We start from the raw sequence: 12,089 nt of genomic DNA on the forward strand, positions 1-12,089 counted from the left end.
TATAATAGACTTGTTATCATCATTATATAAATGACCTATGAAACCATTTGACATAGAAATATCATCCATTTCAAAAGGACCTGAGGAACTCACTTACCAGCTTCCAATAAGTGCCTCCGTTCAAAAGCAAATTCCTGCCAAGAATCGCTCTGATTATTTTATTGCTGAACTCGAAAACAGTGTGTTTTGGGTTGATAAAAAGAAAGGCATTAACACTGAAATCAGTCACATTATAATCTGTACCAAGAAAAAAAGTCAGTTTATTGAAAAAGACATGAAAGATGTGATTATTGCAATCGCTTATGTGCTAGATGAATCCGTTAATACAGATACTACACTGGACCTCAATAAGATTAAATATGTGGCAGACGGAACTGCATCAGCTAACAAAAAATGGGGTTTATTTTAATTTATACGCTTTGCAATAGCTTAGCTTTAACGACCTCGTAGAACCTCTCGTATTCTTCAACCACTACATCCTGATTATATCTTTCGGCTTGCTTACGGGCATTAGCTGCCATTTTACTATGTAAATCAGCATCCGTAAGAATCTTAACGCCATAATCAGCCATGCAATCCACATCATCAAGGTCGCAAAGATAACCGGTTTCTCCATGGATATTTACTTCCGGAAGTCCGCCAATATTGGAACTGATTACCGGAACGCTGCAACTCATCGCTTCAAGAGCAGCAAGGCCAAACGTTTCAGAACCGGATGGAATCAAAAACAGATCTGCGATAGAAAGGACATCTTCCACTTGCTCCAGTTTGCCCAGAAAACGAACATGTTCACAAATTCCTAAATCACGGCATTGCTGTTCTGCCTTTTGACGGTCGGGCCCATCCCCCACAAGCAATAACTTGGAATCTATTCCTGATTCTAAAATTTTGGCAAAAACCGTGATTACCTCTGGTACACGTTTCACCTTTCTGAAATTAGACACATGAACGATGACTTTCTCGTCATTTGGGCAAATGGCTTTCTTAAAATGACTTTTATTCGATTTTTTAAACCGATCCAAATCAATAAAATTGGGGATTACCTTAATGTCCTGCTTTATGTTAAACCGCTCATAGGTTTCTTTTTTCAGGTATTCTGAAACTGCTGTAACTCCATCACTTTTATCAATGGAAAACTCTACAACATGTTTGTAGCTGGGGTCGCTTCCAACCAATGTGATATCAGTTCCGTGAAGAGTTGTCACAACCGGAACGTGCCGGGCCTTCTCAGCCATAATCTGCTTGGCTAAATATGCACTTGTTGCATGAGGCAAGGCGTAATGTACGTGCAACAGATCCAAATCCTGGTATTCGATCAAATTCACCATTTGGGTTGCCAGAGCAAGATCATACGGCGGATACTCAAATAAAGGATAGGAATTGATGGAAACTTCATGATAAGTGATCCCGGTTTCAAGAGTATCGAGACGGGCCGGTTTAGCATAACTCATCATGTGTATATTATGACCTTTTTTAGCCAGTGTTTTTGCTAATTCCGTAGCTACAACACCGCTTCCGCCAAAAGTAGGGTAACAGACAATTCCTATATTCATTCCAAAAATTTTGGATTATTTGATTAGATGTATTGAACTCAAAAATACACAAACTATTGTTGTGATTAGCTGTTCAACACAAGGTTTAACAGTTTGGTTTCCAGGAAATTAATTTCCAAGACATCGCTCAGAAAAAACTATGCATACATTTCTTATACAAGCATTCATTTTTGTATATTTATAAACTGTATTAGCACAAAAAATAGTGACTCATACCTATGGCAGGACATTCGAAATGGGCGAACATTCGCCACAAAAAAGCTAAAGAAGACGCTAAACGCTCCAAAATTTTCACCAAGCACATCAAGGAAATTACTGTAGCTGCCCGGGAAGGCGGTGGTGATGTGGAGGGTAATCCCAGATTGTCGTTAGCTATTGAAAATGCAAAGGCAGACAATGTCCCAAAAGACAACATAGAAAGAGCCATTAAACGCGGTACGGGTGAAGACACCGGCGGAGCCAGTTATGAGGAAACTACATTTGAAGGATACGGGCCCGGAGGTATTGCCTACTTTATCGAAGTTACTACCGATAATAACAACCGAACAGTAAGTGATATCCGGCACATTTTTTCTAAGCATGGAGGTAATATGGGCACTAATGGATCCGTTGGTTATATGTTTGAACAAAAGGGTATGATTCAGGTTCCATCTGAAGACCTTGATGACGAAGAGTTTATGCTTGAATCTATTGATGCCGGAGCAACAGATGTTGACACCGACGATGAAATGTTCGTGGTTTACACAAACCGCGAAGAACTTTTTGATGTCAGAAATCGTCTCGAAGAAGGTGGATACGAGATCGAAAATGCTTCATTAATACGTGAAGCTGTTACCGAAACCAAAGTGGATGAAGACACAGCTATCTCGAACCTGAAGATGATGGAAAAATTTGAAGAGAACGATGACGTTAACAACGTATTCACCAATATGTTAATGGATGATGAAACCATTGCCCTCGCTGAAGACCTATAATTAAACATGATCCGTACTTTTTCATACATAGCGATTTTATTGTTTCTAACTGCCTCAGCTGTCAAAGATGGTCGTAAAGCTAATGAGGCTTATGAAAGCGGAAATTATGAACAAGCGGAACAACTTTATCTTACCGCGATTGAACAAGATCCTGATAATGCAAAGTTGTATTTCAATCTTGGAAATGCACAGGCTAAACAGGGAAAAGTGGAAGATGCGATTCAATCTTATATGGAATTCCGTGGATTGGCAGAGTCACCTCAGGATAAAGCAATTGCTGAATATAATATTGGTACCTTGTTGGCAGAAGGACAAAAATGGAAGCCCGCTGCTACGCATTTTAAGAATGCACTCAAATTAAATCCATCTGACCTTGATGCCAAGCATAATTATGAACAGGCCCTTACAAAACAGAAAGAGCAAGAAGAGGAGCAGGAAGGGCAGGATGAAAACCAACAAAATCAGCCTCCGCCGGAGCCCAGTGAATATGCTTTAGCCATGAAGGAACAGGCTGAGAAACTGGTTGGCCAGCGTAAATACTCAGAAGCATATAATTTGATGCAACGCGCTCTTGATGCGGATGAAACAGTTCGGGCTTTCAATGATTTTATAGAACGAATTAAAAATGTTTCAGATATAGATTCCAATTGACCATGAAGAAACTAAGCACTTTTATTTTATCCATTCTGATTACCACTGCTGCTTTTGCTCAATCCCAGTCAGCAGATGAGTATTTCCATGGAGGAGCACAGGCTTTTATTAATTCTGATGTGCAAACGGCCATCGATCAGGTTCAAACCGGGTTGAATCAATATCCAAACGATCCAAAGCTGAATGCTTTGATGCAAAAACTTCAGGAAGAGCAGGAGAAGCAGCAACAACAACAGAATCAAGATCAGCAGCAACAGAACCAGCAGAATCAGCAACAGCAGGATCAACAGCAGCAAAACCAGGAAGAGCAAGAGGAACAACAGAATCAGGAAGAGCAACAAAGTGATGGGGAAGAACAGCAGCAACAGGACCCACAAGAAATGAATCCTGAGGATCTGAAATCACAAAAAATTAGTAAAGAAGACGCTGAGAAGATTCTGCAGGCTCTTGCTCAGAAAGAGAAAGAACTGCTAAAAGAATTCAAGAAGAAAAAATCGGACGGAAGTGCCAAGCATGACAAAGATTGGTAAACGGTATCACCTTCTATCCTTATTACTGCTTTTTGCCTTAGTTTGTTTTTCCACAAGTAAGGCTCAGGACGTAGAAGTTGATGCTTCACTCTCGGAAATCAACATTTATTCTGGTGAACAGGTTAACTTACAGGTTACTATTTCAGGCACCAGCATGGGATCTGTTGAACAACCCGTACTCCCTGAAATTGAGGGACTTCGCTGGCTTCGCGGAAGCACTTCCCGGGGTCAAAAATATTCTCTGATCAATGGAAGCCCTACCGTCACCTATACTTTTGGTTATGCCCTGATTGCCCAGACACCCGGAAGTTATTCTGTTCCGTCAATACAGGTAAATGTTAATGACGAGACTTATCAAACAACTCCCATTAATTTCAAAGTACTTGACCCTTCTTCCATAAATTCCGGAAATGCAGACCGTGCTCCAAGCATTTATGTGCGGTTGGAGCCAAGTACCATGAATCCTGTAGTTGGGCAGCAAGTAGTTGCTGATGTAGTACTTTATTTCAAGAACGATATCGAAGTTTCTTCTTATCAACCCACCCCCGGATGGAAAGCAGAAGGTTTTTGGAAAGAAGAACTTGAGTACCCCCAACGAGCCCAAACATCTTCAACTATCGTCAACGGTATTCGATATCAGCGGGCAAAATTGATCCAGTATGCCCTTTTCCCTACTAAGTCTGGTGAACTTACATTAAGCCCCTTTGAAATCACTGTTTCTGTACGTAAGCAACGTAACTCCGATCCTTTTGGGCTAGGGTTTGGACAAGAGCGCCTCAATGTACAATCTGTTCCTGTTACGCTTGATGTTCAAGCACTGCCGGAGGCTCAGAATGCTGAATTTATAGGTGCTGTAGGTGATTTTGAAATCAGTCGCGAAATCAGCCCAAAAAATGCTCTTGTAGGAGAGACCATAGAGATAACCACGCGTGTAAACGGAACCGGTAATGTGCCTTTGGTAAATAAACCCGAATACTCATTCCCGGAGGAACTGGAAAAGTATAATCCTCAGGAAGGATCTGCCATTGATCGCAAAAACCGACAGATTTCAGGTACCCGCACATTCACTGATATAATCATTGCCCGAAACGAAGGCACTTACACCATACCCGCCGTTCGAATTGCTCACTTCAATCCGAATTCTAATCGCTATGAGATAACCCGGTTGCCAGATTTAACTTTTACAGCCAAGCGAGATCCAAATTCTACTGTGGTTAGCCAAAATGATTTGCGCCTCGATGTGCAACCTATAACAGGATTAGCTCAATGGACCTCATATTCTGCAGCTCCCCTTTACCAGAGAGGCTGGGTTTGGATGCTCATACTTTTTCCTGTTTTCCTTACAGCTGCTGTATTTGGATATAAGCAATATAATGACCGAATGAACACAGACTCTGCTTTTGCAAGATCCCGAACCGCTTCGGATAAAGCTGCAGGCACATTAGCTGAGGCTGAAAGCACTACAGACATCAAACAAGGTTATCACCTGATAGAAAAAGCATTGGTTCAGTTTATTACCGACAAGCTCAACCTGCCTCCTGCTGGCCTTTCACACAAAGATATTATCCATGAAGTGGAACAAACGGCTGGTTCAGAAAACATAACGGAGCTTAAGCGTTTGCTCACTAAATGTGAAACCATTGCCTATGCTCCAAATGCTACTCAGGAAACCCTGGATTCTGATATTCAGAAAACAAAAGCGTTAATCAAAAAGATAGGCAAACTTGTATGAAACAGATTCTAATCTGCCTCATCTGCTTTCTATTTTCGGTCACACCTTCTATTGCTCAGCAATCTGCCCAGGCAACGTTTGATGAAGCTAATACACTTTTTAAAAATGGAGAGCTAACAGAAGCCCTGAACCTTTATCGATCTATAGAACAAACCGGCAAAATATCGGGTGCACTTTACCTGAACATGGGCATAACCGCTGTACAGCTCGATTCTCTTGGGCTCGCCAAATACTATTTCCTGAAGGCTGCTGATTTCAAAACAACTTTGTCTCGTGCCCAAACTGCCCTCGATTATGTGAACAGCCAGTTCAGCAGACAATCAGCGATGTTACCTAAACTCCCCTGGGATCGGGCCATCCAATGGATTAACGATGTACTTACAGCTTCTGGCTTATTCCTTATTGGATTTATAATCACTACAGTTGGGTTGGTTTTGTTATATCTCTCATGGTTTAATAAACTCAGTATTAAGAAGATATCCAGCTATACCATAGCTTTGGTAATAACAGGTTCTTCGCTAGCTATCCTGGCTTTTTATGCCGATTACGTTGATCAACGCTACGATACTGCAGTTCTGATTACCAATTCACAGCGAGTGGTTCAATCACCAAAACCAGACGCTACCCTGGAAAGTATTGCTTACGAAGGATATGATCTGACCGTCGATCACTGGAAAAGCGAAGAACAACCTGACTGGCTTTATGTACGGCTCGGCAATGGCCAATATGGATGGATACAGAATAAAGGAGTAAAAATATTATAAGCCGGTAATCCTCACAGAAGTTTATTAAAAGCTTAGTTATTTTCAGAAATAAAGGCTCCTTAACCACAGCCAAACTTTAAAATAATTCCCTTTATTAATGAGCACTATTCAAGAGTATATTGATCAGAACAAAGACAAATTTGTTGAAGAGCTATTTGATTTGCTACGAATCCCAAGTATCAGCACCGATTCCAGCAAGAAAGAGGAAATTAAAAAAGCAGCCGGGTTTTTAGTCAGTCAGCTCAATAACCTGAAATTTGATACGGTTAAGACCTATGAGACTCCGGGTAACCCGATTGTTTATGCCGAACACTGTCCTCATGATGACCGGCCTACTGTGTTGATTTATGGCCATTATGATGTTCAGCCTTCCGACCCTGATGAACTTTGGGATACTCCTCCTTTTGAGCCCACCGTTAAAAATGGCCTGATTTATGCCCGCGGAGCCAGTGATGATAAAGGGCAGGCATTTACACATATCAAAGCGGTAGAATCTTTTGTAAAAACCGGACAGGAAATCCCTGTAAATGTGAAGTTTATTTTAGAAGGCGAGGAAGAAATCGGTTCTCCAAATCTGGTTCCCTTTCTGGAAGAACACCAGGACTTGCTGGCTTGCGACATGGTCCTTATTTCAGACACAGCCATGTTTGGAGAAGATCAGCCTTCCATTACATACGGGCTGCGTGGATTAGCTTATATGGAAATTGAAGTGGTTGGACCAAATCGCGACCTTCATTCCGGTGTATATGGCGGAGCTGTAGAAAACCCGGTTAATGTTTTGTGTGAAATTATAGCCAAACTGAAAGATGAAGATGGCGTGATTCAGATTCCGGGATTTTATGATGATGTGATTCCTCTGACGGAAGCTGACCGTGAAGCTTTTGCCCAACTTCCCTTTGATGAGGAAGAATATAAAAAGACACTGGATGTAAAAGCTCTTCACGGCGAAAAAGGATACACAACTCTTGAAAGAGCTTCTGCCCGCCCAACACTGGATGTAAATGGTATTTGGGGAGGCTACACTAAAGAAGGTGCCAAAACGGTTCTGCCATCTAAAGCCAATGCAAAAGTGAGTATGCGTTTGGTGCCTGATCAAAACCCAAATAAGATTGCTCAACTTTTCAAAAAGCATGTTGAGTCGCTTGCTCCTGATACCGTAAAAGTAACGGTAAATGAGCATCACGGCGGACACGCTTCCGTAACCGATCTCGATTTCTATGGCCTCAAAGCTGGAGCGCAGGCTTTTGAAGATGTGTACCAGAAAGAAGCATTGTTTTCACGAGAAGGCGGCTCAATCCCGATAGTGGCTGACTTCAAACGTGTGCTGGGTGTTGAATCTATCCTGATGGGATTTGGACTTACCAGCAATGCCATTCACTCACCAAATGAAAATTTCTCTTTGAAAGATTTTCACAGAGGGATTAAAACTTCAGCCAGATTTTTAGAATTGCTGCCTGATTACGCTTCGTAAATAAGAAGTTCTTGGTAGCATTTATATTCTCAATGGAACGCGGATAACATGGATATAATGGATTAAGGTAATCAATCACTTTATATCTGTGATTATCTGACCTATCCCTATCATCCGTGTTCTATTCCAATTTCTTTTTAGGTAAAGAAGAGTTGGCGAACCGCCATTTTTATGTCCTAAATATCCGTATCTAATACGATGGGGCGGCCTTGCTCGAAATTATAAAGGGTGAGACGTCGGAGATTGTAGTAACCTGTCCAGTAGTTTCTAAGCGCCTGAATATAGCTTCTTCGGGCGCTGTCTTTTTCATTTTGGGCAATGAATAGATTCGTCACATCAATCTTGCCAATCAGGTATCGATTTTTGGCTACTTCATAACGCCGGTCAGCAATTACATCCGAAGTCTCTGCCAATTCTACCTGACTGCGAAGCTGAGAAAATTCACGGACGGTACTGCGAACACTCAAATCAAACTGTAGCTTTTGGTAGGCAATAGTGTTGGCCGTAGCAGCTTGCTGATTTCGGGCAGCCTGGATTTCAGCCGTATTTTTACCCCAGTTAAAAATAGGTATCTGAAAACCTACCGTAAAAAATTGCCTGTTTTGCGGATCGCTATATACATCTGCAAAATCCTCGGCTGTTTGGTTCAAACCATAGCTTGCCTGAATAGTTGCCGAAAACCCGGCTTCTTTACGGGCCTGATCATATGCTTGATTGGCCTGAATTTCACTTAACTCGAACTCCAGCGAGGTACTGTTATTTTCTCGAGCCAGTTCAAGAGCTTTATCCACATCGATATTAAGAATTGGAGCATCGTCAGGAATAATGACTTCTACTTCAGTTTCATCCGGAATCCCTAACAAGGCCTTGAAATTTTCTTCCGCCCGCTGAAAGTTCAGGTTTGCAGTTGTAAGAGAGGTTTCTGCATTTCGAAGGGCAAGCTCACTTTGAAGAAGGTCGTTTTCTGCGATACTGCCCACCTGGTAACGACCTTGTGAAATATTATAAATGGAATCATTTACGGTTACATTGAACTCCGCTACTTCCACGTTTATCTTGGCCAGCAGAAAATCAAAAAAGCTCTGGGTTACGTTAAAAGCCAGGTCTTCCATGTCTTCCACGTACTGCTTTTGCGCTATCTGATAACGCAATGGCTCAATCTTATTCCTCCATTTCAAGCTATTAAACTGGAACAAAGGCTGGAAGTATGTAGCCACGAGTGGCGTACTTTGCCAGCGATAAATATTATCGCCATTAAGTCCCCCATCAAAAAGAATAAGACGATTGATACCACTTGAGAGAGATAACCGTCCCCCTGTAGGCATTATACTTTGATTAATCGACAGGTTTACCGACGACTGCGACTGACTTTCTTCCTGATAGGTTGTTGAACCGTCGTCCAAACGGTTTGCTGTAATTGCCCTGCTATAGCTGGGAATATCACCATCCAGATCAAGGCTTGGAAGTAAATCAGCCCGGAATGATTTATACCGCCATTTTGCTGATACTAATTCAAAATTTGCAGCCCTGGCAAGCGGACTGTTTTGCTTGGCTATTTGAATGCTTTGTTCGAGGGTAAGCGTTTGCTGAGTTTGTGCTTTCAAGTTCAGAGAACTCAAAGCAAAAGCAATAATCAGAAAACAAAAAAAACGTTTATTCATGTCGTAATGCGTGTACAGGGTCGTGTTGAGCGGCACGTTTGGCTGGGTAGTATCCGAATACTACACCAATGACAAGCGCTACACCGAATGAGATGAAAATGGAAATCGGGGTTACAATGGTCGCAATGTCTGCAGTAGCTTCGATGGCATAACTGAAAGCCATCCCTAAAATTATCCCAATAAAACCACCGGTAATACTAATGGTCAGTGCTTCGGTCAAAAACTGAAGCTCGATATCTTTTTTCTGAGCTCCCACGGCCATCCGCACTCCAATTTCGCGGTACCGTTCTACTACTGAGGCCAGCATAATATTCATAATACCAATTCCACCAACAATCAGTGAAATAGAAGCAATGGAGGAGAGCACGATGTTAAAAATTCGCTTGGTTCGTTGTTCCTGCTGCAGCAATTGCTCGGGTACGATAATCTCGAAATCAACTACATCATTATGGCGGCGTTGCAGCATTCGGGAAACAACATCAGCAATGGTAGCACTATACTTGGTGTCTGATACTTTTACAATGAGTTTATCCAGCTGGTTGTAATTCCCGTCTCCAGAGTTATTGTTACCCCCACCTGAACTGCTGATCATGGCTCCACCCATAAATACAATTGAGCGACTGCCACTTCCCTGCAAATCTTTACCCGTCAAAACTGCACGATTTTTAAATCTTAACAGCACGGTAGTTGCCGGTGAATAAATATCCAGATTGAAATTTCGGATGCCAAGATTCTCAATATTTTCTGTAGAAACTTCTTTCTTTTCGATTACCCCAATCACGGTAAGCCACAAATGTCCCACTTTTATTTTCTTACCAATCGGGCTCTCACCCGCAAAAAATCGGGTCTTTACGTCATATCCAATCACACACACAGGGTCTGCATTTTGAATTTGCAGATCGCTGAAATTACTTCCCTCTACAATGCCCAGATTTGAAATATCAAAATAGTCCTTATTTACCCCGATTAGTTTCCCGGTTCTGATACGAGCATCACGGATAAAAGAAGTTTCATACATAATCTCAGGGCTCAATTTTTCAACCTGAGGCACCAACCTTTTGATACTTTCCAGATCTTCAAGGTTCAAACCCGGAGAGAATTTTTTCTTTTCCTGTTTTGCTGCATTTTCATCTCCAACATTACCTTCCCGCTGCTCTACAACCGGTTGTACAATTACGTTATTGGTTCCCAAAAGCTCCATCTGCTGAAGCACTTCCTGTTGAGCACCCGTTCCTATAGCTAGCATGGCAATTACTGAAGAAACCCCAAAAATGATCCCCAAAGAGGTTAAAAAGGCGCGCAGCTTATTTCGCTGAATAGCTTCAAGAGCGATGTCAAAGTTGTAGAGTATTTTCTGCAGCACTAAATCAGCCTTTAGTTTGATGTAATTTCTTCTTCCAGATAGAGTCGCTCAATGTCTGCCGTATCTTGTGGCACAGACAAATAAATCACATCATCCATGGAAAGTCCGCGATGAACAATTACTTCGTTTTCATTCATCAGGCCAAGATCAACTTCTTGCATAACCGGATATAATCCATCTTTCTTAAATACAAAGCTGGTTGAATCCTTAACATGAATTGTTTCCAATGGGATAAACATTGCTTCCGGAACACGGTTTACAATTACACGATTACTGGTAGTCATAGCCGGGCGAAGCACACTGTCTGTTTCTGCTATCTCAACAATCACTTCATATACTTTGGAATCAGAATTAGGACGTTGCTCACCAATATTCGCTACACTGGTCACCTTTCCAACCAGGTTTTTATTAGGAATAGCATCCAGTCCAATTTCCACATTTTGATCTTTCACTATTTTCTGAACATCTACTTCATTCACATAAGTGATAGATTCCATCACCGAAAAATCGGGCAATTCAGCAACTGTAGGATTCCATGCACTGATGTCGGTGCCCTCCGTAACTTTACTCCCATCATAATTTCGTTTGTAGATTACCATCCCCTGAGCCGGAGCTTTAACCGTAAACTGCTGAAGTAATGTTCTGATTTTATTTACTTCGTTTTGCTCTTCCTGGAAATCTGCCTCCACTTCACTCATCTGAGCTTCCGCTTGCTTTACTTTGGTAACATAGTTCTTCTTTTCTTGTGCCAGTTGGCGACGAGCTTTATCCAAATCTATTTCCGCCTGACGTTGCACGGCCGGAGATTCATACTTAGACTGATCAACAGCAATTTGTCTCTCTTCCAGCGCATACTCGAGATTGATCAGATTATCACGCGCCTGCGAAAGGGTAAGCGTACTGTCTAAGGAAACCTGAGTAACCTGAGACTGAGCCTGTTGAAGCTCCAGCATGGCATCCTGTAGTCGCCCGGTAATCTCTGATCGATCCAATTCCGCCACAAAATCACCTTCCTTAACAATGGTGCCTTCCGGTATTAGCCGCTGAATCTTTAGATTAAATAACCGAATTTCACGAACTCCCTGAGGTCCGCGAATTTCCACCGATTGCTTAGCGCGTAATTCCCCGGTGGTTGTTACATCAACAACAAATTCTCCTTTTTTGGGGGTCGTTGTCAGCTCAACAGTTTCTGCTGACTCACCTCCAAATACAAACCAGGCTATCAGTGAAAACCCAATAATAATAGCTGGAATTAAATACTTTTTCTTCATGTGATAACTAAATTAGAAATGAGCAGAAATATACCCTTTTTACATATTGACGAATATACTATATAAATAGTTTTACAAGTACGCTAATGTATTGATTTTATTATCCTATTTCCCAGACC

Annotated in this window: 11 protein-coding genes; 7 read left to right on the forward strand and 4 right to left on the reverse strand. The window is 41.7% G+C overall.

The features are described 5' to 3' along the window. The first annotated feature begins 37 nt into the window (after positions 1–37). On the forward strand, positions 38–409 hold the full coding sequence (locus RIB15_RS04720) for a hypothetical protein (protein ID WP_350200998.1): 372 nt from the start codon (positions 38–40) through the stop codon (positions 407–409). A gap of 1 nt (position 410) precedes the next feature. On the opposite strand, the gene bshA is transcribed toward RIB15_RS04720, so the two are convergent. Beyond that, a complete protein-coding gene (gene bshA / locus RIB15_RS04725) occupies positions 411–1,553 on the reverse strand; it encodes an N-acetyl-alpha-D-glucosaminyl L-malate synthase BshA (protein WP_350200999.1) in 1,143 nt (380 codons plus the stop codon). A 218-nt stretch (positions 1,554–1,771) separates the two neighbouring features. Between bshA and RIB15_RS04730 the strand changes: the two genes are divergently transcribed. From RIB15_RS04730 to RIB15_RS04755, 6 genes are all read left to right on the forward strand, one after another. Further along, on the forward strand, positions 1,772–2,527 hold the full coding sequence (locus RIB15_RS04730; RefSeq protein WP_350201000.1) for a YebC/PmpR family DNA-binding transcriptional regulator: 756 nt from the start codon (positions 1,772–1,774) through the stop codon (positions 2,525–2,527). A 6-nt stretch (positions 2,528–2,533) separates the two neighbouring features. Then, the gene (locus RIB15_RS04735) at positions 2,534–3,178 is read left to right on the forward strand and encodes a tetratricopeptide repeat protein (protein WP_350201001.1); all 645 of its coding nucleotides are present in this window, start codon (positions 2,534–2,536) and stop codon (positions 3,176–3,178) included. A gap of 2 nt (positions 3,179–3,180) precedes the next feature. Beyond that, the gene (locus RIB15_RS04740) at positions 3,181–3,708 is read left to right on the forward strand and encodes a hypothetical protein (RefSeq protein WP_350201002.1); all 528 of its coding nucleotides are present in this window, start codon (positions 3,181–3,183) and stop codon (positions 3,706–3,708) included. After that, positions 3,692–5,440 carry a BatD family protein gene (locus RIB15_RS04745; RefSeq protein ID WP_350201003.1) on the forward strand — a complete coding sequence of 583 codons (1,749 nt, stop codon included), beginning with the start codon at positions 3,692–3,694 and terminating at the stop codon, positions 5,438–5,440. Before RIB15_RS04740 ends, RIB15_RS04745 begins: the two co-directional genes overlap by 17 nt. Beyond that, the gene (locus RIB15_RS04750; protein ID WP_350201004.1) at positions 5,437–6,204 is read left to right on the forward strand and encodes a GW dipeptide domain-containing protein; all 768 of its coding nucleotides are present in this window, start codon (positions 5,437–5,439) and stop codon (positions 6,202–6,204) included. The genes RIB15_RS04745 and RIB15_RS04750 overlap by 4 nt, the downstream gene beginning before the upstream one ends. A gap of 97 nt (positions 6,205–6,301) precedes the next feature. Next, positions 6,302–7,675, forward strand: a complete 1,374-nt coding sequence (locus RIB15_RS04755) for a dipeptidase (protein WP_350201005.1) — start codon at positions 6,302–6,304, stop codon at positions 7,673–7,675. 176 nt (positions 7,676–7,851) lie between these two features. On the opposite strand, the gene RIB15_RS04760 is transcribed toward RIB15_RS04755, so the two are convergent. The 3 genes from RIB15_RS04760 to RIB15_RS04770 are packed head-to-tail and all read right to left on the reverse strand — an operon-like array spanning position 7,852 to position 11,970. Continuing rightward, complete coding sequence (locus tag RIB15_RS04760; protein WP_350201006.1) at positions 7,852–9,336, reverse strand: TolC family protein; 1,485 nt, start codon at positions 9,334–9,336, stop codon at positions 7,852–7,854. Continuing rightward, positions 9,329–10,699: an ABC transporter permease gene (locus tag RIB15_RS04765; protein ID WP_350201007.1), complete on the reverse strand. Its 1,371-nt coding sequence runs from the start codon at positions 10,697–10,699 to the stop codon at positions 9,329–9,331. The genes RIB15_RS04760 and RIB15_RS04765 overlap by 8 nt, the downstream gene beginning before the upstream one ends. An 11-nt stretch (positions 10,700–10,710) precedes the next feature. Then, the gene (locus RIB15_RS04770; protein WP_350201008.1) at positions 10,711–11,970 is read right to left on the reverse strand and encodes an efflux RND transporter periplasmic adaptor subunit; all 1,260 of its coding nucleotides are present in this window, start codon (positions 11,968–11,970) and stop codon (positions 10,711–10,713) included. Positions 11,971–12,089 lie beyond the last annotated feature (119 nt).

Origin of the sequence: Gracilimonas sp. (genome assembly GCF_040218225.1) — a bacterium.
GTDB lineage: Bacteria > Bacteroidota > Rhodothermia > Balneolales > Balneolaceae > Gracilimonas.